The sequence below is a fragment of the Mesorhizobium sp. Root695 genome (assembly GCF_001428185.1).
GTDB lineage: Bacteria > Pseudomonadota > Alphaproteobacteria > Rhizobiales > Rhizobiaceae > Mesorhizobium.
In genome coordinates this window covers 304,297-329,386 of sequence record NZ_LMHO01000012.1, presented here as the reverse complement: position 1 = coordinate 329,386, position 25,090 = coordinate 304,297, and the positions used below count along the sequence as shown (strand labels likewise).

18 protein-coding genes are annotated in these 25,090 nt (G+C 61.9%); 10 read left to right on the top strand and 8 right to left on the bottom strand.

The genetic code is table 11. The features are described from left to right. Positions 1-1,083 precede the first annotated feature (1,083 nt). Together ASD99_RS14545 and ASD99_RS14540 are read left to right on the top strand one after the other, a co-directional pair. Positions 1,084-2,856 (top strand): adenylate/guanylate cyclase domain-containing protein, encoded by a 1,773-nt coding sequence (locus ASD99_RS14545; RefSeq protein WP_057144049.1) that lies wholly within the window; start codon positions 1,084-1,086, stop codon positions 2,854-2,856. Positions 2,857-2,995: 139 nt separating this feature from the next. Next, positions 2,996-7,231 carry a cytochrome P450 gene (locus tag ASD99_RS14540; RefSeq protein ID WP_057144048.1) on the top strand — a complete coding sequence of 1,412 codons (4,236 nt, stop codon included), beginning with the start codon at positions 2,996-2,998 and terminating at the stop codon, positions 7,229-7,231. A gap of 28 nt (positions 7,232-7,259) precedes the next feature. On the opposite strand, the gene ASD99_RS14535 is transcribed toward ASD99_RS14540, so the two are convergent. Both ASD99_RS14535 and ASD99_RS34685 read right to left on the bottom strand, forming a co-directional pair. Then, positions 7,260-7,946 carry a Crp/Fnr family transcriptional regulator gene (locus tag ASD99_RS14535; RefSeq protein ID WP_057144126.1) on the bottom strand — a complete coding sequence of 229 codons (687 nt, stop codon included), beginning with the start codon at positions 7,944-7,946 and terminating at the stop codon, positions 7,260-7,262. Between the two features lie 90 nt (positions 7,947-8,036). Further along, a complete protein-coding gene (locus ASD99_RS34685) occupies positions 8,037-8,144 on the bottom strand; it encodes a hypothetical protein (RefSeq protein WP_244497756.1) in 108 nt (35 codons plus the stop codon). 47 nt (positions 8,145-8,191) lie between these two features. Here ASD99_RS34685 and ASD99_RS34680 point away from each other — a divergent pair, with 47 nt between their 5' ends. The 7 genes from ASD99_RS34680 to ASD99_RS14505 all read left to right on the top strand — a co-directional run bounded on the left by ASD99_RS34680 (position 8,192) and on the right by ASD99_RS14505 (position 15,650). Then, positions 8,192-8,407 carry a hypothetical protein gene (locus ASD99_RS34680; protein ID WP_244497743.1) on the top strand — a complete coding sequence of 72 codons (216 nt, stop codon included), beginning with the start codon at positions 8,192-8,194 and terminating at the stop codon, positions 8,405-8,407. 91 nt (positions 8,408-8,498) lie between these two features. After that, positions 8,499-8,732 (top strand): proline racemase family protein, encoded by a 234-nt coding sequence (locus tag ASD99_RS34675; protein WP_244497742.1) that lies wholly within the window; start codon positions 8,499-8,501, stop codon positions 8,730-8,732. A 58-nt stretch (positions 8,733-8,790) separates the two neighbouring features. Continuing rightward, complete coding sequence (locus ASD99_RS14525) at positions 8,791-9,831, top strand: proline racemase family protein (RefSeq protein ID WP_056581817.1); 1,041 nt, start codon at positions 8,791-8,793, stop codon at positions 9,829-9,831. Positions 9,832-10,260: 429 nt separating this feature from the next. Beyond that, a complete protein-coding gene (locus tag ASD99_RS14520) occupies positions 10,261-12,810 on the top strand; it encodes a caspase family protein (protein ID WP_057144047.1) in 2,550 nt (849 codons plus the stop codon). Between the two features lie 16 nt (positions 12,811-12,826). Next, positions 12,827-13,111: a hypothetical protein gene (locus ASD99_RS14515; protein WP_244497740.1), complete on the top strand. Its 285-nt coding sequence runs from the start codon at positions 12,827-12,829 to the stop codon at positions 13,109-13,111. Positions 13,112-13,297: 186 nt separating this feature from the next. Next, positions 13,298-14,398 carry an OmpA family protein gene (locus ASD99_RS14510; protein ID WP_056581815.1) on the top strand — a complete coding sequence of 367 codons (1,101 nt, stop codon included), beginning with the start codon at positions 13,298-13,300 and terminating at the stop codon, positions 14,396-14,398. Between the two features lie 64 nt (positions 14,399-14,462). After that, positions 14,463-15,650: a caspase family protein gene (locus tag ASD99_RS14505; protein ID WP_413813932.1), complete on the top strand. Its 1,188-nt coding sequence runs from the start codon at positions 14,463-14,465 to the stop codon at positions 15,648-15,650. A 47-nt stretch (positions 15,651-15,697) separates the two neighbouring features. On the opposite strand, the gene ASD99_RS14500 is transcribed toward ASD99_RS14505, so the two are convergent. Then, entirely contained in the window at positions 15,698-16,291 is a 594-nt protein-coding gene (locus tag ASD99_RS14500; RefSeq protein WP_200950999.1) for a DUF6931 family protein, read from the bottom strand. Positions 16,292-16,482: 191 nt separating this feature from the next. Between ASD99_RS14500 and ASD99_RS14495 the strand changes: the two genes are divergently transcribed. Further along, positions 16,483-17,019 carry an OmpA family protein gene (locus ASD99_RS14495; RefSeq protein WP_056581813.1) on the top strand — a complete coding sequence of 179 codons (537 nt, stop codon included), beginning with the start codon at positions 16,483-16,485 and terminating at the stop codon, positions 17,017-17,019. A gap of 38 nt (positions 17,020-17,057) precedes the next feature. Here the strand turns inward: ASD99_RS14495 and ASD99_RS14490 are convergent, their stop codons facing one another. The 5 genes from ASD99_RS14490 to ASD99_RS14470 all read right to left on the bottom strand — a co-directional run bounded on the left by ASD99_RS14490 (position 17,058) and on the right by ASD99_RS14470 (position 25,031). Continuing rightward, on the bottom strand, positions 17,058-18,668 hold the full coding sequence (locus ASD99_RS14490; RefSeq protein ID WP_057144045.1) for a caspase family protein: 1,611 nt from the start codon (positions 18,666-18,668) through the stop codon (positions 17,058-17,060). Between the two features lie 216 nt (positions 18,669-18,884). Then, positions 18,885-21,254: a M23 family metallopeptidase gene (locus ASD99_RS14485; protein ID WP_057144044.1), complete on the bottom strand. Its 2,370-nt coding sequence runs from the start codon at positions 21,252-21,254 to the stop codon at positions 18,885-18,887. Then, positions 21,251-21,661: a DUF1036 domain-containing protein gene (locus ASD99_RS14480; protein WP_162256701.1), complete on the bottom strand. Its 411-nt coding sequence runs from the start codon at positions 21,659-21,661 to the stop codon at positions 21,251-21,253. Before ASD99_RS14480 ends, ASD99_RS14485 begins: the two co-directional genes overlap by 4 nt. Before the next feature lie 107 nt (positions 21,662-21,768). Continuing rightward, positions 21,769-24,252 carry a serine/threonine-protein kinase gene (locus ASD99_RS14475; RefSeq protein ID WP_057144043.1) on the bottom strand — a complete coding sequence of 828 codons (2,484 nt, stop codon included), beginning with the start codon at positions 24,250-24,252 and terminating at the stop codon, positions 21,769-21,771. Continuing rightward, entirely contained in the window at positions 24,252-25,031 is a 780-nt protein-coding gene (locus tag ASD99_RS14470) for a PP2C family protein-serine/threonine phosphatase (protein ID WP_057144042.1), read from the bottom strand. The genes ASD99_RS14475 and ASD99_RS14470 overlap by 1 nt, the downstream gene beginning before the upstream one ends. Between the last annotated feature and the right edge of the window lie 59 nt (positions 25,032-25,090).

Below are 25,090 nucleotides of genomic sequence, written 5' to 3'. Positions count from 1 at the left end.
TTGAACNCAAACGCGAAACCGAGCGTGCCGAACTGGACAGATGTGGCGACCAGTGCGCCGAGCAGTTTCCTGAAATGAGGTTTGGTCATTTCTGCCTCCGTTGAACYCGCGCTAAATCTACCGAATTGATAGAAATTAGATGCATTCATCCGAAAGGGCAGACGTGCCGCGGCAGGTAGTCCAAAGGAGAGTCTTGGCCTGAGACCTGCCAAAAGTGCTGCCGCACGCGACGTTGGGTGTCCGCTGGCGTGTGATGGAAGCAGCCCGGTGTCACAGGATCTGAATACCGCCCATCGCCGTCAAAGGCCCGTCGCTCGGGCCGCAGGCTTTTGTCGGGAAGAACTGCGCCACTACAATCGTTGGCAGGGTTGATGGGAAACGGGGCTGGAGAAATGTCTTACAATGACGCGGACCTGTGCGCTCGGGCGCGCGCACGGGGCATCACGATCTACCAGCGTTCAAAGACGGTGTGGATTGCGGCAGGAAGCTATAGGGGGCAAGATTTTGAAGTGAAGGGGCGGTCTCCAGCAATGGCGCTCGCATACTGGATGGAAGCCGCCCGGTATAGAGGGCCAGGCATATAGGCAGAACCGGGCTCGGAAGCGCGCCGCACGGCAGCGGATCCGTCGATAGGCCGCGGCGCATTTGTCGATACGCATCGGTTGGACCGAAGTTGTACCGAAAGCTCAAGAACTGATCCGCACCATTTCCCGTTGGCGGATTGCGACTGTCGGGCAAAATAATGGTACGAGGTGTGTGACCAGTCCCGGATGAACACTGCCACGGTTATCCAGGATCAAGCGTCCCTTTCCGGTTCGAACCGTAAGCACCGCGCCGCCTCGGCTTTCTCGGTATGACGCCTGACGCGTCATCGATAATCGGCGGTCAAGCGTGGACGATACGGCAGCCTGCCATCTATTAGCTGATCGTGGTGGAGCTTTTGCAGAGGTACTGTTAGAGTTCCTGGTATGATGGGCGACATCGGCGCGGCGCAACTGCCAGGAAGATTCTTCCAGCAAAGCGGCGAAATATTCAGGAGCGGGTAGTCGCCCGTGCTGGGGCAAAAGGGACTGGGGCTCGAACATGGCTGAACGGAACTACACCCGTCAGCTGGCGACAATCATGTCTATCGATGCCGTGGGATTCTCGCGGCTGATGGGTCTTGACGATGAATCGGCTGTCGCTGCCTTCGAGGAACGGCGCGACATCATCGCCGAGAGTTGCAGCAGGTTCGGCGGCCGTACTTTCGGCGATGCCGGCGACAGCATCATGGCCGAATTCGGCAGTCCGATCGAGGCGCTGCGCGCGGCGTTCGATTTTCAGGGCCGCATTGTCGCGCTCAATTCATCGATCGACCACGCCATGCGCATGCCCTTTCGCGCCGGCATCAACACCGGTGACGTCATCGTCCGGGACGGCCGGCTCTACGGTGACGACGTCAACATCGCTGCCAGAATCCAGGAGTTCGCGCCGCACGATGGTCTCGCCGTCTCGGAAACGACCTGGCACCATGTGAAGGACCAGACGGCGGCCGAGTTCACCGATCTTGGCGAATTCAGGCTGAAGAACATCGCGCTGCCGGCGCGCGTTCTGATCGCGGGGCGCATTGGCAGCGGGTCGTCGCCCGCAACGTTGGTCTCGGCCATACCTCCCGTCAATGGTCAGCAGAAGCTGTCGTCCAAAGGTCCGCCCGCGATCGCCGTGCTACCGTTCCAGGCCGATGGAAGCGAGGCCGACGTCGGCTACATGGCCGACGGCATTGCCGAAGACATCATCTACGGTCTTTCCAACAGCAGATGGCTCTCGGTGATCGCCAAGAGCTCAAGCTTTCAGTTTCGCGATGACACCTTGGGAACGCGGGTGATCGGCAATGCACTTGGTGCGCGCTATATCGTCAGCGGCACACTGATGCGCAATGGCGGGCAGATCCGTCTGAGCACCTCGCTTGCCGACGTCTCAAATGGGCGACTGGTGTGGTCGCAGCGCTTCGATCGCAACCTCGTCGACATCTTCAGTCTGCGCGACCAGATCGGTGCCGAGATCGTTTCGATCCTCGACAAGGAGGTCGACCGCGCCGAACAAGCCCGGACCTTCCAAGTGCCGTGGGAAAGTCTGGAAACGTGGCAATTGGTGCGGCGCGGACGCTGGCATATGAACCGGCGCACCCGCGGCGACACGGAAATCGCGCTGGAGTTCTTCGAAAAGGCCTACCGGGACGATCCAAATTCGAGCGCAGTGCTGAACGAACTGGCATGGTGGTATTTCTGGCGGGCCTGGCTGCGGTTCGGTGACAGCGACGATCTGGACAAGGTCCAGCAATATGCGCGCAAGGCCTTGCTGATGGACAGCCTGGATGCTCGCCCGCACGCTCATCTCGGCGTTACCGACATCATGAGGGGACGGCCCGGATCGGCGGTCGACCATCTCGAGGAAGCGCTTCATATCAATCCAAGTTTCGCCTTTGCGCGCTCGGCGATGGGCAGTGCGCGCCTGCTGCTCGGCGAAGCCGCTGGTGCGATACCGTTCTTTGTCGATACTGAGCGACTGAGCCCCTTCGACCTCTATCGGTTCCACAATCTGGGGGAATTGGCCGCCGCCTACAGCTTCGTCGAGGATTGGCCATCCGCGATCTCCACTGCGGACCGATCGCTCGATCTGTCGCCCGGCTATTTCTATTCCCGGTTCCTGAAGATCGGCGCCTTGACGAGAAGCGGGCGCAAGGAAGAGGCCAGGCGGGAACTGGCCATATTCATGACCAGACATCCGGATTTTTCGGAGCAAAGGGTGCGCTGGATACCGTTCGCCGACAAGGCGGCAAACGAATTTCTCATCGCCAATTTCGAACTGGCCAAATGACGCGCAGCGAGCGGTGCGTAATCGAGGTGGCGGAACACCGACAACTGTGAAAACATTCACATACGCGAGACGGCTGCAAACCTAGGCCTTGGGTAGCCGGCATCGCAATGACGTGGACAGCCGGGGGGCCAGACCGCGCATGATCAGGATAAAGTATTTCGATGCCATCCGGGCAGGACAGAAAAGCCAGCGTCCGCTGTCTGAAATGCCGCCATTCGACCTGGGACGCCTCCGCTCCAAGGGCGTTGCGTCGCGCATAGCTGCCTTTCTCTTCAATGATCCGCGCTGGGCGCTGGCGCTGCTACGCCGGTTCTGGCCCAATCTCGCCATAGGCAACTTCCTGCTCGTGACCAGGAACGCCGACGTTCGCGACATATTGGAGCGCGGGGATGAATTCGAGACGCCATACGGGCCGGAGATGACCGAACTGGCGCGCGGATCGAACTTCATTCTCGGCATGCAGGACGGCGCCGACTACCGGCGCATGAAATCGTCGGTGCTGAGCGCTTTCCCCCCGGCAGAAATCGAGGCCTTGGTCAGGCCGATCGCCGCGCGGCATTCACAAGAAATAATGACACGCGCCAGCCCCGGCTTCGACGCGGTCGCGGATCTTATGAAGATCGTTCCGGTGCGCATCTGCCGCGATTATTTCGGCCTTGAGATCGACGACGAATCCGAGTTTGCCGATTGGGCCATGGCGTTGAGCGCGCTGTTCTTTTCGGATCCAACGGCGAGCCCGGTCACGCGCCAGCTTGCGGTGGTGGCCGGCGATCGGCTGATCAAAGTCATCGACCGCTCGATCGACGCGATCCGGGAGAGGGGGGCCAAGGATGAGCAGCCGCTGGCAAGGCTGGTCCGCCTGCTGGATCAGGATCGCCTGTCGCAGCCCGACATTCATTCGATCATGCTTGGCATGATCGCCGGCTTTGTTCCAACCAATGTGCTCGCCGGCAGCAACTGCCTCGACGTGATCCTGTCCCGCGGTGATGCGCGGCAGGCTATCGATGCAGCCTTGGCCAGCAATGACACCGGCGGACTGGACAAAGCCATTCTGGAAGCCATGCGCTTCAAGCCGATCTGGATTGGCCCCTGGCGCTACACCGCGCGCGACGCAACCATCGCCAGGGGCACGCGCCGCGAGCGTCTGGTGAAGGCCAGAACGGTGGTCATGCCGGCAACGCTGTCGGCGATGTTCGACCCTGAGGCGGTGCAAAGGCCCAATCACTTCGACACGTCGCGCCCGCATCGCGATTACCTGGTCTTCGGCTACGGCATTCATCAATGCATTGGCGCCGAAATCGCCAGGATCCAGATTGGCGAGAGTCTTCGCGCCCTGTTTCAGAAGGACAATGTCCGACGTGCGCGCGGCAAAGCCGGCAGGATGACGCGTGTCGGCGCGTACCCGGACGGCCTCAAGGTCGATTTCGAGCGGCCCGCTCTTTGCCGCACGGTCACCCATTCTATGGTCACGGTGGTGTGCCCGATCACCCGGCCCGCGTCACTGGACGCCATCCGTGACAAGGTCGCCGGATTTGGCAACCCTGCCAGCGACGAGATCCGTGCCGCGCTCAATACCGCCGGAACCATCCATTTCGCGAGCCTGGCTGTTGTCCCAACTGGTGAGGCGAATAATGCCTCCGGTGATGAGCAAGGGGCGCTTGTTCTCGAAATCTCCGGTGACGGCAGCGCAGAGGACGTCATCAACGCCATTTCGCATGCCATCGGAGATAGGCTGCGGCCCATCTTCAAGGACGTGTGCGATCTTCGTGACGACCACACGCTGGACAATTTCCTGCGCAAGCACAATGTCGAGATATCACCGTCCTTCGGCAGCAACGCGGGACTGGTCTTTTCCGGTACGCCGGGCCACTCGGTGCAGCGCATCCTCGCAGAAGCCCAGCTTGCCGACGCAGTTCGGCCCGTGGTCGAGCAGCCGCGCGCCACCAATGGCGGGGCGGCCGGCGTGCTTGACGAAGCCCGCCGGCATGTCCGGTCCCTGGGAAAATTCGACTGGGCATTCGAGCCTGCCGAAAGCCTGCTCGAACGGCCGCCTGGAAAATGGTGGCAAGCCATAACGACGACGCTGCTGGCGCCGGCCGCGCTAGCTACTGTTGCCGTAGTGGTGCTTGCCTGCTGGCGGATGACCTACGTTCTGGTGTTCGGCGATCCGCCCGGTGTCACCTTTGGCAGCATTGTCATAGCCGGCACGGCGCTTCTGCTGACCGTGCTTGGAATTCTGGCGCTGGCCGCCCTGATCCTCGGCCTGTGCTTTCTCGTCTTGCGGCGCCTCGAAGACATTGATCGCCCGCACAGCACGCCGGTCGACCTCGGCGCTCTCGACAAGATTCTGGTCCACGAAGACCAGCCTGGACAAGCCCAAAACCATCTGACGGCGATCTCGACGATGAAGGTTGGAACGTTGCGCAGGCTGGCGCTTAGGCTGTCGTTCTACCTGATCTCGATCTCGGCACAAAAGGTCTTCAAGCCGGGTTTCCTTGCCACCATCAACACCATCCACTTCGCCCGCTGGGTGCTGTTGCCCGGCACCAACAGGCTGATGTTCTTCTCCAACTATGGTGGCAGCTGGGAAAGCTATCTCGAGGATTTCATCGCCAAGGCCGCTGCCGGTCTGACAGGCGTGTGGAGCAACACCGAAGGTTATCCGCGCACACGCTGGCTCTTCCTCGATGGCGCGCGCGACGGCGACCGTTTCAAGCGCTGGGCCCGCCGGCAGCAGGTACCGACCCTGTTCTGGTATTCGGCCTACCCTGGCCTCAACACGACGCGCATCCGCGCCAATTCCAGGATCAGGCGCGGCATCGCCGCTGCAACGAGCAGTGAGGCCCGTGACTGGCTGAGCCTGTTCGGCTCCCTGCCGCGCCCGCAAACAAGGAAGGCAGAGGCCGGCGGCCCCGCTGCGTCCGCCCCCTTGCCCATCGAGCAATTGGAAACGGGCGAGATACAGTCCTTGTTCTTCGGCCCGTTCGGATCGCTGGGTCATGCCCATATGCTGGCGATTGCCGTGCCCGAGAACCTTTCCAGGGCCAGGCGCAAGGCCTGGCTTGAGTTCATCGTCGAGAAGACCAGCTTCGGCGACGGCGTGCCGCCGGCGCGGGCGATGACTGTTGCGTTCGGTCCCGATGGTCTTCGCCGTCTCGGACTGGATGGCGGCGTCGACGACAAGCCGCTGGACACATTCCCTGTCGCCTTTCGCCACGGCATGGGCAATCCCGAGCGCAGCCGCATTCTGGACGATGTCGGCGAAAGCGTGCCCGACAAGTGGCAGTGGGGTTCGCCGCAAAAGCCCGTTGACGTGGTGGTGGTTTGCTATGCCGAAAGTTCGGAGAAGCTGAAGACGGAGATCGGTGCCGCAAAGAGAAAGATGACGGCCGCAGGCATGAACCTCGTTTCGGACCTGCCGCTCGTGGTAAAGCGCGACGGCAAACGCGCGATCGAGCATTTTGGCTTCGTCGACGGTGTCTCACAACCGATCGTCAGGGGAACCGCTCGCGCCAAAATCAGTGCGGCACCCATGCATCTTGTCGCGCCGGGTGAGTTTCTGTTCGGCTATCGCGACGAGCACGGTTTCTATCCGGCGTCCCCCTCTGTCGAGGCGTCGCAAGATCGGACGGGCATCCTGTCGGCGGTTCGCCGCAACCGGCAGATACCCGGCCTGCCGCCGCCGCGGCGCGACTTCGGCCGCAACGGCACCTTCCTAGTCATGCGCCAGTTCGAGCAGCACGTCGACACCTTCAACGACTATTGCAAGGCTGCGGCTATTCAGGCGGCCAGCGAAACCGACAACCCGGCGATTACCCCGCGCTGGGTCGCCGCCAAGATGCTCGGCCGCTGGCCCGACGGCACCTCGCTGGTGCGCAATCCGGACGGCCGCCCGGGTCGCAGTGCCGATAATGATTTTGCCTTTGGCGTCGAGGATCCCCAGGGGCACCGCTGCCCGCTTGGCGCTCATGTCCGGCGGTCTAATCCCCGCGATTCGCTGGGCGAGGACCGTGAAACACAGATCAGGATCGGCAAGCGCCATCGGATCATCCGGGTGGGCCGCAGCTACGAGAAGCAGGACAAGAAGGGCGGCAAGGTCGAAAAGGGGCTGCTCTTCATGTGCCTCAACGCCGATATCGAGCGGCAGTACGAATTCATCCAGCAGACCTGGGTGTCGTCGACTTCATTCCAGGGGCTTGTTGCCGAAAAAGACCCGACGATTGGGTCGCGCGACAATGCCGGCAGGTTCACTATACCATCCTGGGAAAAGGTCACGGTGCTGAAAGGCATCCCTCAATTCGTTACCACCCGGGGAGGCGGATATTTCTTCATGCCGAGCCGGTCGGCACTACGCTTTCTGATTTCGCGTCTCTGAGTCTTAGGCGCCTCAACTGCTGGCGCCGTCAGTCGTCGTCCTGCGATTCGGCGATATGGCGAAGTGCGCCGGCGTCGACTATGCGCAGGCCGCCGCGCTTGATGGAGATGATCTGCCGGCTGCGCCAGTCGTTGAGCGTCTTGTTGACCGACTCGCGCGTGGCGCCGAGGAACTCACCCAGTTCAGACTGCGAGATCGGTATCCAGCCTGCGCCGTCGGCCAAGACGCTGCCTAGAAAGACCAGTCGTTTTGCCAGCCTCGCTTCGATGCCAAAAAAGGCCTGATCTCCGAGCTCACCGCTGACCCAACGCAGCCGCGCGCACAAAAGTTCGATCATGGCGCGCGCCAGGGATAGGTTTTTCTCAATTCGATCAAACAGTTGTGTTCGGCTGAGCGAAACCAGCTCGCATGCAGTAAGACAGATCGCGGTGGCCGTGCGTGGGTGTCCGTCAAGTGCTCCGATCTCTCCGACCAAGCTGCGCGACAGCTCAATATTGGCCACCAGCTTCTGGCCGCCAGGCGAATAGATCGAGATCTCCACCGTGCCGCTCATCACACCATAGATGCGGTCGGCGGCATCTTCCTGGACGAACAAATGCTGGCCGGCGGCGTAGCGCTCGAGTTTGCAACCAGTGAAAAGGAGGTCAAACTGTCGAGGATCGATCCGCGCCAGCCGTGGCAGATCATGTCTGGTGTTCGCGCTGGCGGTTGGCATGACGGCTTTTCCGATGTTGTCGTGACAGGATGACTGTACGGCAACAGCGGGATCGATCAAAGCTAATGTGATTTTGAGCGCTGCCGCTTGTCAAAAGAGAGGGGTGGCCGGAAAAACCGATCCCACCATTCGGTCTCGGCGGAAAAGCAGAACGGGTGGGTACCAGTGCGCCCGGCCGCAACTGCTGCAATGCTTGATCAGGAAGCGGCCTTCGCGCGCGGCCTGCCAGAAGGGCAGCGTGTCAGGTGCCGCTCTATGTCATCGCCGACGTTCGGCAGTTTCGAGGGCTTGAACTGATACTGGGACACGGCAGGGAGATTACGCGCATTTCGTCGATGATCAGGGAGGCGGCGATCGAGCAATTGCCAGTCGCCCATCCCGAGTATCCCGGCGTCGGCATCGCGGTCTTGCAGCTTTCCGGGCCAACGGAGGATCCGAACGCCGATTGGAAAAAGTGGTGACCATGTCCTCGGGTACGTTCTCCTGGACGATCCGGCCACCTGGACCGGGTCGATCAATCGTTGCCCCTGCGGCACTGGCACCTACTCCAAGATGGCCGTCCTGCATGCAAAAGGCGAATTGCCGCTCAATCAGGATTTCCGCCATCAGGGAATCGTTGGCACCATATATACAGGCCGCCTCATCGGAGCGGCGCATATCGGAGACAGGCCCGCCGTTGTTCCCACCCTCTCGGGGACCAGTTGGATCTTTGGGCTGAATACGATCGTGTTGGACAACGATGGTCCTTTCCCAGAAGGTTTCACCGTGGGCGACATCTGGGCCTGAATTTCGGATTTTCGCTGCTCGTTTTGCCGCGAAAGCTTGCAATCGACAAGGAACAACAATGCGTACGAAAGCCTCTATTCGTGTCGTCGGCTGTCATGCCGAAGGTGAAGTCGGTGATGTCATCGTCGGCGGCGTCCTGCCGCCGGCGGGCCACACGATGATGGAAAAGATGATCACGATGGAACGTGATCACGATCATATTAGGCGGATGCTGATCTGCGAGCCACGCGGCAGCGTTGCGCGGCACGTCAATCTGCTGGTTCCATCGACGCGCGAGGATTGCGTCGCCGGCGCCATCATCATGGAGCCGACGGAATATCCTCCGATGTCCGGTTCCAACACGATCTGCGTTGCCACCGTGCTGCTCGAGACCGGCATGGTGCCGATGCAGGAGCCCGAGACACGCTTCAAGCTCGACATGCCGGGTGGCGTCATCGAGGTGCGCGCCGAATGCCGCGACGGCAGATGCCTGTCGATCACCTTCCGCAACGCGCCCGCGTTTGTCGATCGCCTGGATGCCAATATAGACGTCGAAGGGCTCGGCACGCTTACGGTCGATATCGCCTATGGCGGCATGTTCTATGCGATCGTCGACGCCAAGGCGCTCGGCTTTTCGGTCGTTCCCGACGAGGCTCGCGAACTGGCCGTGGTCGGCGAGAAGGTCCGCCGGGCGGCGCGCGAACAGCTCGATGTCGTCCATCCGGAATTCGACCATGTGCGCGGCGTTTCGATCGTGCAGTTCGCCATGCCATTCCAGGGCCCCGGCAACGTCACCCGCAACACCTGCATCGTCTCGCCGGGCCGCTCGGACCGCAGCCCTACCGGAACCGGCACATCGGCTCGCATGGCTGTGTTAAAAGCACGCGGCTTGATGGAAGTGGGCGACGTGTTGATCCATGAATCGATCATCGGCTCGCGCTTCACCGGCAGGATCGTGGAGCTGACGGAAATCGGCGATCGCAAGGCAATCGTTCCGGAGATTACCGGCCGGGCCTGGATCACAGGCGAGCATAGCTACTATCTCGATCCAACCGATCCATACCCGCAAGGCTATGTGCTGTCGGATACCTGGGGCACCTCCACCTCGGTGAAGCAGTAGGTGCGTCGACGGCAGGGCTGTGCGGCGTTCAAAATACCAAGGATTCCGGATTGACCGAGGCAGACGCGCGCCAAAAAGCTCGAGGCATTCCAGACTTGTCCGCGGGCCCCTCGCTCACGCCTGTCGCCTCTCCGCCAGACCTCGAAGTCGGGCATTTCCATGGTGAAGACAGGTGTATTCAGCGCACCCGTCGGCGGATTGAAGCCTGGCGGGTGCGTCGGATCCGGACAGCTGCGCCGGTACAGTATGACTCTCATTGCGGATGGTTCGGCTCTGGGGTAATTTAGACCTCGATCGGATGAGAAAGTGCCCGCTGTCGCGACGGCTTTCACTCTGTTCCTGTCTCGGCAGATTGTGAACTCTTTAACAGACCTTGATACCGCAAGCTGTGCTTGTGGTTGTCAGGTAGTGACGGTTAAGGCAGTTGCCATGTTCCGACTTTGCGGATTGATCGCAGTGTTCCTCGTAGCGGCTTTTACGAGCTTCGATGCGTCGGCCGATCGAAGGGTCGCCTTGGTGATCGGCAATTCCGACTACCGGCAATTCCCGGCACTGAAGAACCCGGTCAAGGATGCGGAGGACGTCTCCAAAACGTTTCGACTGGCTGGGTTCGAGGTCTTCGTTGCAAGCAATCTCACCAAGCTGCAGTTCGAAGAGCAGTTCCGCAACTATCTTTCCGCCATCGACGGTGCCGACCTGGCCGTCGTCTACTATTCCGGTCACGGTTTCCAGATCGGCGGCGAAAATTTCCTGATTCCGGTCGATGCCTCGTTGAAGCAGGCGGCGGACATCGAGGTCCAGGCCATCAAGCTCAACGATGTGCTGGAACAGATGCGTTCGAAATCGAAGATCCAGGTGATCGTCCTCGATGCCTGCCGCAACAATCCGTTCCCGCGCAAGAATTACTGGCTGAGAGACCAGCTTATCACCGCCGGCAATGCCGGGCTCGCGCAGGTCAGAAGCTCGCTGAACACCCTCATTGCCTTTGCGACCGAGCCTGGGGCGGCGGCCTATGACGGCAACGGCGACCTCAGCCCGTTTTCGGCGGCGTTTTCCCGTCGCGCGCTGGCCCCGAACCAGGAGATCCGCACGGTCATGGCGGCGGTGCGCCGGGATGTGGTGGAGGCAACAAACGGCCTGCAGGTTCCCTGGGAGAACTCGTCGCTGATCGACGAAGTCGTGCTGATGCGCCGCAGCAACCGCCCCTCGCTGCCGCCGGTGCTGGAGAAGGTCGTATTGTCGGGAGTGGGCCCAGTCGATCTCGGCCTGCCGGAACCGGTGGATGTCGACGGCGGAACGATCACCGTGAGCATCGAGAGAGCGCCTGCTCTCGGGCACCTGATGCTGGACGGGAAGCCTGTCGAGATTGGCGAACCGATCCAGGGCAAGGACCTGCCGCGTTTGCAGATGGATGTGCCCAAGGGGATCGCCGCGCAGGACGAGGTGGATATGCTGGCCTACGCCACGCATGACAATTGGGGCGGCCAAACCCAGGGCATCCTGGTGTTTCGTGTCAAGAGCGGCGAAGGCGCCCATGGCGAACAGATCATGGCTTCGCTCGAGGCCGAGCAGAAGCAACAGGTCCTGGAGCGCGGTATTCACATCACCGGCGCAGCCGAGGCGATCGAAAACCGCGACATCCGTGTTCCCATTGGGGTGGGACCGGTTGCGCTGAACCTGGATTTCCCGACTTACGATCCCGCGGTCAGCCTGAAGGTCTCGGGATATCCGGCGACGGGAACCCTCTCGTTGCCGGATCGAACCCTGTCGCCGGAATCGAGCCTGATGGCCGGCGAGGTCGACCGGCTGCGCTACGAACCCCAGATCGGAGTCGCCGCGCCGGTCGAGGTCGGCTTCGAAATCCGTGCGGACAGCAGTTCGTCCAAGCCCGCCACGATGAAACTGTCGCCAAGCGTCGATCCTTGCGACCAGGCTGCTGGCGAACCTCTCGATCTGCAAGGCGTGGTTCCCGGCCTGCTGCCCAATGAAATCGGCGCTGAGGCCGTGAAGGCCTGCGAGGCAGCGGTGAAGGCCTATCCCGATGTCGCCCGCTTCCGCTACGAACTGGGCCGAGCGTTGCTGGCCGCCGGCAAGGTCGATCAGGCGAAGAAAGCCATTCAGGAGGCGGCCGACAGGGGCCACGTCCGCGCCGTGTTCGAACTCGGCTACCTCAACGCGACGGGAACGGGAACGCCCGTCGACCGCAAGCAAGCCAACGCCTTTTACGCGGCGGCATCCGACAAGGGCGATCCCTACGGGATGACGTCATGGGGCCGTGCCTTATTCAATGGTTACGGGGTCGAACGCGACACCGGCAAGGGCCTGGACCTGCTGCTCAAGGGGGCGGCGATGGGACATACTTATGCCATGAACGATCTCGCCGCGATCTTCACGGAAGGCCGCAACGGCGTGCCCGCCGATCCGGCCCGCGCCGTTGCCTTTTTGAAGGCAGGCGTGGAGCGGCAGGACATGTATTCGATGAACCTGCTCGGCCGTAACTACCTGGCCGGTGTGGGCGTCAAGAAGAATCCCGGGCAGGCGCAAGGGCTTTTCCAGAAGGCTATGGATCTGGGCCAGCCCTATGCTCCGGCCAGCCTTGCACGCATGTATCGGGACGGCGTTGGTGTCGAGCAAAACCTCGACGAAGCGCAAAGACTGTTCGAGCTGGCCACGGCACGCGGCGATCAGTCCGGCGCCTATGATCGCGCAGCACTCGAAATGCAGAAGGGCGACAAGGCCGACCAGGCGATAGCGGTGCGCTATCTGGCCTTCGCGGTCGCGCTTGATCTTCGCAAGGAATTGCAGGGTGCCCAGACAACGCTGACGAAATTCGCAGTGAAGACGAAAACGGCGGCGCTCAAGCAAATGCGCGGCGAACTCAAGTCGAAGATCCCGGCGAAGGGCTCGCTTGACGACCAACTGGTCGACGCGGCCAAAGCGGTCTGGGAGCAAGCCAATCCGCGTCGGGACTTGTTTTGATCAGGAGGAGGCGATCGTGGGCAGGGCAGTGAAGCAGGCATTGATCGCCACAGTTCTATCCGGCGCTCTGGCGGCACTAACGGGCTGCATGTCCGTTGCACCCAAGGCCGAAGCCACGGTGACGACGACAAAGCACAGGCCGAAGCTCGTTCGCACGACGACCACGCCAAGGATCACCAAGCAGAAGAAGGTCATCGCCAAGAAACTCGTCGAACCGACCGAGGAAATCGCACCTGTCGTCGTTCCACCTTTGGGCGGCGGCAATGGCGGCGCAGGTGGTGGCGGCGGCGGTTGGGGATAGCGCTAACAGCAGCTCAGGGTTTCGCGGCACCGCTCGCCGTGGCCGCCTGCCACCATTTGGCACGCCAACTCCGCAGCTCGGACCTTGACCGGAAACCCGGCTGTAACTGCTCGCCAACCAGTCGCAAGTGCTCTATGCTCCCGCCAGGTGTCGTGTCGATACGGTTGTGCTGGGCAGGGGCGTTCCATGTACGAAGTCGTCGCATTCTGGTGGAAGACAACGTCGAAGGGCGCTGCTGCAAGGGCTCTAGGCCTGATCGTCGCGCTTTCCGGCTTGCTGCTGCTCGGATCGCAAGCCGCCAACGCCGCGCCGAACTGGACGCTTGATCCCACAGCTTCGGTGATCACCTATCAGTCGGTGAAGAAGAACACGATCGTCGAGACAAACAAGATCAGGAACATCACCGGCACGCTCAGCTCGGCGGGTGATGCCAAGGTCACCTTCGACCTCAATTCGGTCGATACCGGCGTCGACCTGCGCAATGTCCGCATGCGCTTCCTGTTCTTTGAGACATTCAAGTACCCGACGGCCGAGCTGACGGCCAAGGTGGACCCCGCCGCATTCGCCGATCTCGCGACAAAGCGCAGGGTGAAGTCGACGCTGCCTTTCCGTCTCAATCTGCACGGCGTCGACAAGGACCTCGAGGCCAGCATCGTCGTCACCATGATCAGCGACACCATGGTGTCGGTCGCTTCGGAGGCTCCGGTCGCTGTCCATGTGGAGGATTTTGGCTTGCTGCCGAACGTCGACAAACTCCAGCAGGCGGCCAATGTGACCAACATCGTGCCCACCGCCTCGGTGTCGTTCGATTTCGTCTTCACCGCCGACGGCAGCAAGCCAGCCGCCACCCAAACCGCCGCGGCGAGTTCCGCCGATGTAGGGCCTGTCGCCACCGACGCCGCCAAGGCGAACTTCAGCGATGAGGAATGCCTGAACAGGTTTGCCGTGCTCTCACGCACCGGCGCCATCTACTTCCGGCCGGCCAGCGCGCGGCTCGATGCGAAGAGCCGCCCGTTGCTGACGGAGGTCGAAGGTGTCGTCGGTAAATGCCCAAGCCTGAAGGTCGAGGTCTCCGGCTATACCGATTCCGATGGATCGCCGGAGGCGAACAAGCAGCTGTCGGAGCGGCGGGCCCAGGCGGTTGCCGACGCGCTGATTGCCGCGGGTATTCCGCGCAACCAGATCAGTGCCGCCGGCTATGGCGAGGAGCGGCCGGTTGCCGCCAACGATACGCCCAAGAACAAGGCGCTCAACCGGCGGATCGAGTTTTCCGCCACCAAGCTCTGAGGTTCCGGTGGGGTGCGATCTGATTGCCCGTTGCGGTGGCCTCTTTCGCGCTGCTGGGTTTGCGGTGCTCGCCTTGCTTTTGACGTTGACGGCCGCCAGTGCCGAGCGCCGCGTCGCGCTGGTTCTCGGCAACTCCCAGTACCAGCACGCGGCGCCGCTCGCCAATCCGGTGCGCGACGCCCGAGCCATGGCCGAACGCTTGAAGAAGCTCGACTTCGAGGTGGTTTCCGGCTTCGACCTGACCAAGCCGCAGACGCAGGCGACGATCGCCCAGTTCGCAAAACAGGTGCGCGGTGCCGACATCGCGCTGTTCTTCTACGCCGGCCACGGCTTGCAGGTTTCGGGCAAGAACTATCTGCTTCCGGTCGACGCGGCGCTTGAGGACGAGACCTCCCTCGACTTCGAGGCCGTGTCGGTTGATTTCGTTTTGCGCCAGATGTCGCGCGAGACCAGCATCAGGCTGGTGTTTCTCGACGCTTGCCGCGACAATCCACTCGCCGAGGTGTTGGCCAAGACCGCGGGTGTCAACGGCGCAGGCAGCGGCCTTGCCGAGATCCCGATAGAGAATGGTGGCGCCGGCACGCTCGTCGCTTTTGCCGCCAGTCCCAATCAACTCGCCTATGACGGGTCGGGCGAACATTCGCCTTTCACCTCGGCGCTCCTCACGCGTATCGGCGAATCCAACGTCTCCATCACCGAGGCCATGAACAAGGTCACCAGCGACGTCTTCAAGGCAACCGCCGGCAAGCAGCGTCCCTGGATCAACGTTTCGCTGACCACGGAGGTCGTTCTGCACAAGGTCGATCTCAACGCACCATTGATCGTGGGCGAGACCAGCGCACCTCAGATCGAAGGCGGTTCAGACGCGCGCAACACCGGGGTTGCAAGCGCATCGGGCCAAAGTGACGATCAGCTTGCGCTCGATGTGCTGCGCCAGAAGATCCCTAGGCTGGAATCGGACGCCCCGATCTTTTTCAACCATCCGATCGATTTTGGCGATCCGGCAATCGACGGCAAGAGCATCGCCCAGCTGATCAAGGGCAAGCCCCTGTTCAGCCCTGTGGAGGGATTGGACAAGTCGGTGTGGGAGGGCAAGCACTGCGACGGCTGCCATGAATGGGATGAGGCACGGCTGTGCGAACAGGCGAAAAATTTCGCGGCCAACGATGTCTCTGTTTTGCGCCTGCAACATCCGCTTGGAACCCGCTTCAAGGTGGCGCTAGCCAAATGGGCTCAAGGTGGCTGCAAGTAAGGCAGGACGATAATGGCATACGCACGGTTTCTGTCGGGGTGGATGCTCTAGTAAGTATCCGCCGATTGGCGCGGCGCCTCGATCTCGGCCATCTGGATGCCCATTTCGACAAACGCGGAAAGAACGGCAAAGCGGTCCGCGAGTGCGACGCGCGCCAGCCCGGCCAGAATCCCGGCATTGACTGCATGGGCGGCAGGATACGGCTGCAAGGCCGATCGTGCTTCCGTGCCGGCAACAGATCCGCCAGCAACAGAACCATTGCCACGCCATCCCGCCGCCAGGGCAATCCAGGCGCCCGGCGTTGTCGGCGGCGGTGCCTCCGCCTGGCCCACCGCGGCGCGATGGTGAGGGCTGTCCGGTTCACCGACCCAGTCGCGAACATAGGCGAGCAACTCGTGATCCGTCCCATCGAGCAGCTCGCTCAGATGGCTCAGGCATTCATGCGCCCACCAGACCGCGGCCCGATCGGGAAGCAGGTAGGCACAGAACGTGATCGCCTCCTCGGGAACGCGCCCGGCGAGGAGGTCGCGGCAAAACTCGATCGACTGCTGTTCGGTTGGAGGGGTGCTCATGTCCCAGGCAATAGCGGGACAAGCCATGAAGAGATCCCGTGCCGTCTTGAATCGAAGCCCATTGGCCATGACCGCCACGCTTTCATCGAGGAGCCTTAACCACTCAAGCCCCAGGCGCGGCGCGGGTCAAGTCTCAACCGGTGACGCTGCAACAACTGCCGGCGCCACCGTATCCCCTGGTGTTTATCGACAGACAATTGCCCCGGAGTTTGGTATGATCGCATTCATCGAAATCGGATGCTCAAGCAGGAGTAACCGCTATGCAGTGGGGCAGTTCAGCCTTTGTGTTGGCGGTCGTGTTTTTCTCGACCCACGCTTCCGCCGACCCTGTTCAGAAATCAGAAGACATCGTGAAGTTTTTTACCGGCGCGGCCGATCTCGGCAAGTCGCGAGGAATTTGTGTCGGGACCGAGGAGGAGTGCAAAAGCAAGAGCAAGGCGAAAGACGCGCCGGGCGAAAAATCCAGCCTCGATATGCTGATCAATTTCGGGTTGGATTCGGCCGAACTCGACACCACCGCGCGCGCTGAACTCGGCGAGTTCGCCAAGGCGCTGAAGGACAGCCGGCTGAGCACGTTCAACTTCGTCGTCGAAGGTTTCACCGACGCCACCGGCACGGTGCACTACAACGAAGGCCTGTCGCAACGGCGGGCGCAATCGGTGGCAGCCTTCCTGACGGCCAGCGGTGTCGAGCCTGCGCGCATCAACGCGATCGGCATGGGCGAAAAGAACCCGCGCAGCCCCAACCCTTACGATCCCGTCAACCGCCGGGTCGAAATGCGGGTAAAGACGCAATAGCGCGCTGCTGCGTGCTATTGCTCCAGGAACGCCGGCGGTCAGTTCTTGAGCACGCCGCCTACTGCCACACCGGTGCCGAAGATCAGCGCCTTGGTGAGGAAGTCGTTATTGTCCCGGGGCGGCGGAAGATCATCATCCCGCCGCACCACGGTCTCCCGGTTGCGCCGCTTCTGAACGACCTGTTTTTGTTTGCGGGGTTTCTGCGCCACCGGTCTCTGCGTGCGGACCTTCTCTACCACTTGCTTTTTCGGCTGCGTCGCACGGGCCTGATCGGCAGCATATCTGGCGCGCACGGCTTCCATCATCGGATCTGTCTGGATCACGAGGAATGCAAGTTGCTCGCGTGTCAGATAGGTGGTCTGCGGCAGGCCGTTCTTCGCTTGCCAGATGCCGATCGCCTGACGGGTCTGTGGGCCGATGTTTCCGTCGACGCGGCCAAGCTCGTTGCCCAACGCTTCGATGCGCAATTGTAGGTCGATGCGACCCTGGCGGTCGAGGCCAATGGCACTTTCGGTCAATTCGGTGCCCGGTGTCTGCTTGACCTGGTCCGGGACGCCGACCGAGGTGCGCACCGCGGAGCCGGAACTGGCGTTCGCCTGGTCCGTATCGAGTGCCGCGACCTGCCGGTTTTGGGCTTTCGGGTCGTTCAATTCATCAATGTTCAGCCGCGCCACTGTGGCGAAGCGGCCGTTTGGGAACTGCTCGAGATAAGCCTCGTAGAACGGCACCGAGTTGCGTTTGGATGCTTCGTCCCAGAGCCGCTGCTCGACTTCCCAGGAAGGCGCGTCACCAGCAACTGGAGCCGGAGCGGTGGCCGCGGCGGCATCGGCAGGCTTTGCCGCAGGCGCGGCGATCGCAACGGGTCCCATGAAGACCTCGCGCCCCAGCGACGCGTTGTGCCAGGGCCTCTGGCGACCTTGTGTCGTCTCGGTCACTTCGCCGCGCACGCGCGTCAGCGCGCTTTGGATCTCAATGCCGGGTTCGGTCAGGTGCCTGGCGAGCGCCGTGGAGTACGGGCTGTTGACGCCGTTGCCGTCGAAAGCGATGGCGCCCGGATCGGTTGCATAGGCGATCAGGATGCCGCCTGTGCCTACGCCTTCCGATTTTGCTTCGATCGGCGCCAGACCGGAGCCCAACGAGCGCGACTTCGGCAGCGAGGCGGCCAGCGTCCTGGCCAGTGGATTGTCGCGGCAGGCATCGAGGATGATGACGCCGACCGCCGGATCGGGCGGCAGCGCCGCCAGGAAGTCGTCGACCTGAATGGTGCGGGTCTTGAGATAGGCCGGCGACGTCAGCTCGGCATCGACCGGTATCAGAAAATTCTTGCCATCGACCTGCATGCCGTGCCCGGCATAAAAGATGACGGCGAGGTCGGCGTCGTAGGATTGCTCTGTGAACCGGCTGATGAGGCTGTGCATGCCGGCATTGTCCTGATCCATCCCCTCGATCACCTCGAAGCCGGCATTGCGCAGCGTGGATGCGATAAGGTGCGCGTCGTTGGCGGGGTTGGGCAAGGCGACAGCATGAACATATTTGCTGTTGCCGATGACCAGTGCGACGCGCTTGGCGAGGGGCGCGGCTGCCCCAGTGCTGAACGCGGCAAGGATAAAAAGGAGAAATCCGCTCAGAAATACGGTGAACGCTTTCATGGACCAGCCCTCCGCCCATCAGGGCGCACTGTTGATGTCTGCGCATGCTAAATTTCGTCAGCGACACGGTCGCTTATGCCAAAAATGGCTCTTGGACGTATGTGATCTCGACCACAGTCTTGGTTCACAAAGGGCCCGAAAAAAGTCGCATATAATAACACTTTGCAGGGGGGGCACCAATGGTCCGATGGCAGCTCATAAACCACAAGGGCAGGTTCAAAGCGTATTCTGAATCGAGCTTATGACGGCCGTGACGGCTTGCTTGTATTTTTCGAACTCCGGCGATGTCTGGCGGATTTCCGTCGTGCTGGTTGTCTGCTGGCCGGCGTCGGTCGCCACCCGAGCAACCTTCTGACCCATTTTCCTTTCTGCCCAATCCACGACATAGCCAGCCGTCTTGCCCGTGAGAAAGGGATTGGCTTGAATGACGGCGGACCCGAGCACGGCGCTCAGTTGCGCCGAACTCGACGCGGACAGCACCTGATGCGCGCCTTCCATGCCCAGGAAATGGCAGAGATAGAGCCGGCCGGCTGTGATTTGATGGCCGCGTGCCCGAAGATAGGCTTCGCCTTCCCGCGCCAGATTTCGCACCATCTCGCGCGAGATCGTGGCGTCGTAGCGCAGAGCGAGCAGATCGGCGGTCGACAGCGTTCGTGCTAGCTCAGGGCGGTAGGTGTTCATCATCCGGATCCAGGTCTTCGTTATGAACTGGCCTGCGCCGGTTGCTGAAGAATTTGGGTTCTTGGCGCGAGCGCTGCCACCACTTTCGACATGAACGATACGGTCGGTCAGCGTCTCGACAGCAGGATCATTCGTTGCCACCGCGGCGGTCACCGTGCCCAGCGGATCGATCGCCTCGCCATTCTGATAGAGTTCGAAATGCAGATGCGGTCCGGTAGACAGGCCGGTGGTGCCGATATAGCCAATGATGTCGCCGGCCTTCACCTTTGTGCCGACACCGCTTGCAATTGCGAATTTCTGCATATGCGCGTAGCGCGTCTCGCTTCCATTGGCATCAGCAATTTTCACCAGGTTGCCGTAACCGCCGCCGTCGCCCTGGAAGGTGATCTCGCCGTCGAAGGCTGCTGCGATCGGCGTACCCACGGGGGCCGCCCAATCGACGCCCTTGTGGATGCGAACCACGCCCAGAATTGGGTGCTTGCGTGGACCGAAGGTGGACGTCATGACCCCGTTGACCGGCGTGACCATGCCGTTGGTGACCGTCAGCGAGCGAACCTGATCATCGCCGGTGACGCATGCAAACTGACCGTCGCTTTGCTGGAAGACGAAGCATTCGAGGCTCTTTTCACTACCCTGCACACCGACATACAACACGCGCCCGTCCGTGTCGCCCTTGCCGCGCGGCGTTTGCGAATAGATCAGGACAAGGCGCTGGTCCTCGCTGGCGAAGGCGTCCAGATCCTGTCCTCTCGACAGGTACATGATCGCTTCGCCGATCACGCTGGTCGGAACTTTGTTGCGCGCCGCCGTTGAATAGATCGCGTCGAGCAGGCGATACTGCCGCTTGTGCGTGCCTTCCTCCGGTGCGCCCGAATAGTTGAACAGATCTTCGCGGACCCAGGGATCGACACCCGATACGAATGCGCCCGCGGCGTTGCGCGTCAGCGTGCCGACAAAGACGTTCTTGGCGTAGATCGACACCTGCATGAGCGACATTGTTGTCGTCTCGCGCGTCGGCCTGAAACCGCGCATGGCGACGACATAACCCGGTTCCAGGCCTTCCCGGTTGAAAAGCGCCTTTAGAGCTTCGCCCGCCAGCTTGGCGTCCTCGGCGGAGAAATGAGCATCGAGCGCAACGCTGTCCAGGCTGCGGTCGTTGAGGATTTTCACGAACGTGTCTTCGGTCGCCGCGAACCGCTGATACTCATTCGTGACGGTTGCGACACTCGTGTTGTTTTCGATCTGCGTCTTCTGGAATGCGGGCAGGGCTGCCTCGCCTGCATCGATTGTTTCACCCCAGCCGGCTTCGGGATCATCGGTGCCCACCTGCTGTCCCGCAGCCGCCGGAGCCTCGTTGGGAGCAGGCGAGGGCTGAAGATCGTTCTGCAGGTCCCCCGCCGGTGGCTGAAGATCGTCCTGCAGATCGTTGGACGGCGGCGGGGCTGTCTGCCGTTGCGCCTGGAAGAATGCGAAATCCTCCTGCGTCGACGGTATCGTCGTCATGAATTTTTCGCTGGCGCTGAGCATCACATCCGACAGGATTTCGATCTGCGGAGAAACCCCGGCCTGATCGAGATCCGACGGCCTTGCGATCGAATGGCCCTTCGACGAGGTGTCGGCATCGGGGGCAAGGGTAATCCACATCGGATCCCCGGCAAGGTCGATGATGGCAGGCACATAGACCGATGCATCGGCCGGCACGTCGTCCACCCCTTCGACCGCGTGGAGTTCTTCGTCTTCGTCGCCGAACGACCAATAGTCCGCGGTGAGGTAGAAGCCCACGGCGATCGACAGCATGACAATCGCGGCAAGACCGGCAAGCAGCCGGCGCCAGAGCTTGCGTCTGCGAAGCGCAAGGCGCGCCTGCTTTTTCTGCCTGAAGCTCATGTCTATACTGTGCGTCACTGGCTGCTTCCGGTCAGGAAGAACGTCCACCGCACCTGTTCGAGCGTATCGACTTCGAGAAATTGCGCCGCGATATGGCCGCGCTGCCAGCATTCGTCGATGCCGCGGATCGAGAAACGTCGTCGCTCGATACACATTTCGGTCGATCCGGTGAGGATCGCATGGCCAAACACGTCCGTGGCATAGATGTAGATATAGCGGTTCGTCAGTTCCTCGCGGATGACGTTCACGCATTGATTTGCGCCGATCGTCCACCAGCCGTCGGTCTGGTCCGCATTGTCGATCTTCTGGCCCACCGCGAGATTGACGACGTCGAGTGTCTGATTGCAGACCGTGAACTCGGCTCGCGCTTCGCCCGATGACAGCACGGCCAGCAGCGCCGCGCCCGAGATGACCGCAAGCTTCATGCGGCCCGTCAGCGCAAGCAGGGCTCGAACCGGATCACGCTGCTTTATGGGCAGGTCGGCGGACGAGTGAGGCAAACACGGGCAGCGTTCCATCGGGCGCGCCCATGCTATCCGCCGAGCCGGAAATACTTGGCAGTGGCTGAGAACTGAGATCCGTCGATCTCGATTTCTTCGAGAATCTTGGGGAGCAGCACCGAGGCTGGCGTGGGCGTGGAGAACGCAGCCGCCTGAATATCCTGCGGGCCCGTGATCACCATTATGATCTGCGGCACAGCCTTTCCGGCAGCCTTGTCGGCGGCTCCGAGCCCAATCGGAATGCTGAAGGTAGCCTTGTCCGATTGTGCGACGATGCGGTCGTCGAGATTGAACACCATGCCCTTATGATCGATCAGCAGCACGCTGGAAATGAGCCCGCCACGCGTCACCAGCGTGCCGCGGATCGGCGTACCGTTCGGCACCGATGTCCGGTCGAGAACAAGCTGCGGCTTGTCGGCCGCGGTCTGCCCCAGAAAGCGCAGAAAATTGGTGACTTCGCATTGGCTCGGCTCAATGAGGCGGACGCTGATGTCGGGCTCGACATGGAATTTTGCCTGGAAATCGCCCAGCATCCGTTCGAATGGCTGGACCGCCGTTCCAAATCCTTCGATCGCGGCGGCCGTGTCGGTTGATGAATTCATGGTCGCATAGAAACAGTCGCCGCCGCCGAAGTCGCGAACCCAGGCGACTCGTTGCGCGATGTCGTCGACGACCGGGGGAACCGCCGGTTTGGGTACGTTCAATGCGACGACAGGTTGGTCCGGCTGTTTGGCTGCCGGTGGTACGGTCTTTTGGCTCTCGGCGTTCGCGACATCTCTCTGGCTTGCGGTGGGTTTGGGCGCCGGCGCGGCCACCTTGGGCGCTGCCGGCTGGCTGGGCTGTGGTTCGGGTTCGGGCTTTGGGCTCTCCACAACCTCTGGCTGGGCCGGCGGGGTCTTTTCGGTCGGCTGCTGCGCGTCCGTTGCCGATGACTTCGGGGGTTCCTCGGTTTGCGCGGGGACAGCGGGCTTCGCCGGCTCCGGCGTTTGCACTGCCTTGGCATCTGCCTGGCTTCCAGCCGGCGGGGCGCTCGCCTCTGTTTGCGGTTGCGCTTCCATTGCCGGCGGCTTCGCGGATTCCTCGGTCTGCGAAGGGAGTTCGGCGGGCTTGGCCGGCTGCGGCTTTTGAGTTGCCGCGCCATCTGGATGGTTTTCAGCCGGCGGTACGCTGGGCTGAGGCTGCGCGGGCGGAACTGGCTTTGCCGGTTCGGGCGCGTTCGCGACTTTGTCCGTCGAAGTCGGCTTTGACGTTTCCGGTGCAGGCTTTGATGGTTCGGGCGCGGAAAGCGATGTCTTGCCGGCAGTCGGCGTCGCCGGCGTCATGAAGCCGCTCAGATACAGGCCCGTGCCTGAGGCGACGGCCAGCGTCGCCAAGGCAGCGATCGCGATGGTTCGGGTCTTTGTGGGTCTTCCAGCCACATCCGCCGTGACCGCGCGCGGAGGGCCGGCGACCGGCGAAGGCTGCGGTTCGGACAAATGCGCGGGCCGGACATGCGGGACGAAGCGCTGCTCGCCCGGACCGGTTGCCGTCGGCGAGTTGTGTCCCGCGACATTGGATGGCTGGGGCTGGCCCTTGGGATCAGGAGCAAGGGTATACCCGGCCGGTGGCAAAGCCGGCCGGTTGCGGGGTGTGATGGACGTCGGCGGCGTTGTTCCTTCGTCTTCGCCACGCGTCATCCTGGCGATATCAGCCATGCTGACCGGCCGGTCTCGCGGATCCGGTTGCAGCATGGCTTCAACAATGCCCCGAATATCGTCGTCGATGTCGGAGAGATCGGGCACGGCACGGCGCTTTTCGATGATCTCGAACTGCGATCCGCTCATGTCGATCGGTTTCCCGCGCAGAGCGGCGGCCAGCACAAGCCCAAGGCTGTAGATGTCGGACTGTTCACTGACGTCGCCGCTGTACAGCCCGAGCTGTTCGGGCGAAACGTAGTTGTACTTTCCCGCAAACTTTCCACCGATCAGCGTCTCCCCGCCTACGGTCGCTGATCGCGCGATGCCGAAATCGATGATCTTTGCGCGGTCGACCCGGCCCCCTGGCAGGATGATATTGTCCGGCGAGAGGTCGCGATGGATTGCTCCCGCTTGATGCACGGCGCTCAGGCCGGATGCGAGGCGATGGCAGAGCTTGCGCACCTCTTCCGTCGGCATCGGGCCACGTCGCATGATGTCGTACAGCGACTCGCCGTCGACGAACTCCATGGCAAGGTAGGGACGGCCGATCCCGGGATCTATGGTGAAGACGTGGTATCGCACGACCGCATCATGCGACAGGTGGTTGAGGATCGAGGCCTCCTTGCGAAACAAGGACAGGATCGTCTGGTCACGGGCAAACTCGGGCAGGACGATCTTGATCGCGACGTGGTCTCCGGTCTGAATGTTGTGGCCACGGTAGACCTCGCCCATGCCGCCGAACGCGATCCGCTCATCAAGTTCGTAGATGCCGCTGAGTTGCGTGCCTACGGCGGTATTGGCCACCTGCGGCGATATTCGCGTCTTGTCGTCGGCGCTCATCAGCCTCGGCCCTCCGCTCCGGACAGATCAGGGTGGAGCGATTGTCCGTTGCGCCCATTTCGGATCTTCACCAGCACGATGGTGACATTGTCTGTTCCGCCCCGCATCAGCACCGTTTCCAGCAGATTTTCGCACGCCGCCTGAGGTGTCGCCGATACGACTGCGGCCTCGATCTCCGCGTCGGTGACATGCGCCGTCAGCCCATCGGTGCTCAACACAAAAATGTCCCCCGGCATCAGTTCGCCTTGTTGGAAATCGATGACGAATTCGTCGCTGACGCCGACCGCATGCGTGATGACATTGCGGCGTGGCCAGGTGAGCGCCTCGGCTGCACTGATCATGCCTCGATCGAGGAGTTCCTGCACTTCGGTGTGGTCTTTCGAAATCTGCGAGATCGAGGCGTTGCGGATCAGATAAATCCGGCTGTCGCCCGCCCACAGGCAGGCAAACCGTCCGTCCATCGCCAATAGGGCGGCGACCGTGGAACCGATGGTTATGCCGCGAGATTCCGATATGCCGCGGATCTCGGCATTGGCTCGGCTCAGCCTGTCCTCGAAGCGCGCCCGCAGATCCGGTGCGGAGCTTGCGATGCCGATCGTGGCCAGATGGTCGACGATGCTGGCCGAGGCGACCTCTCCGGCATCATGCCCGCCCATTCCGTCGGCCACCACCCAGAGGCCGGTTCGTGGCTCGAGCAGATAGCTGTCCTCATTGAGTTCGCGGACACAGCCTTTATGGCTCACGCCGAAGCTCTCGAAGGGAAGGGCGACATCGTTCAATTTGCCACCAAGCGCTTCTCAAGCGCCCTCTGCGGCACACCGCCAGGCGCCCGCTCAAG

Coding starts and splice junctions, on each gene's coding strand:
- ASD99_RS14545 (WP_057144049.1), top strand. CDS start 1,084: ATGGCTGAACGGAACTACACCCGTCAGCTGGCGACAATCATGTCTATC.
- ASD99_RS14540 (WP_057144048.1), top strand. CDS start 2,996: ATGATCAGGATAAAGTATTTCGATGCCATCCGGGCAGGACAGAAAAGC.
- ASD99_RS14535 (WP_057144126.1), bottom strand. CDS start 7,946: ATGCCAACCGCCAGCGCGAACACCAGACATGATCTGCCACGGCTGGCG.
- ASD99_RS34675 (WP_244497742.1), top strand. CDS start 8,499: ATGGCCGTCCTGCATGCAAAAGGCGAATTGCCGCTCAATCAGGATTTC.
- ASD99_RS14525 (WP_056581817.1), top strand. CDS start 8,791: ATGCGTACGAAAGCCTCTATTCGTGTCGTCGGCTGTCATGCCGAAGGT.
- ASD99_RS14520 (WP_057144047.1), top strand. CDS start 10,261: ATGTTCCGACTTTGCGGATTGATCGCAGTGTTCCTCGTAGCGGCTTTT.
- ASD99_RS14510 (WP_056581815.1), top strand. CDS start 13,298: ATGTACGAAGTCGTCGCATTCTGGTGGAAGACAACGTCGAAGGGCGCT.
- ASD99_RS14500 (WP_200950999.1), bottom strand. CDS start 16,291: ATGGCCAATGGGCTTCGATTCAAGACGGCACGGGATCTCTTCATGGCT.
- ASD99_RS14495 (WP_056581813.1), top strand. CDS start 16,483: ATGCAGTGGGGCAGTTCAGCCTTTGTGTTGGCGGTCGTGTTTTTCTCG.
- ASD99_RS14490 (WP_057144045.1), bottom strand. CDS start 18,668: ATGAAAGCGTTCACCGTATTTCTGAGCGGATTTCTCCTTTTTATCCTT.
- ASD99_RS14480 (WP_162256701.1), bottom strand. CDS start 21,661: ATGAAGCTTGCGGTCATCTCGGGCGCGGCGCTGCTGGCCGTGCTGTCA.
- ASD99_RS14475 (WP_057144043.1), bottom strand. CDS start 24,252: ATGAGCGCCGACGACAAGACGCGAATATCGCCGCAGGTGGCCAATACC.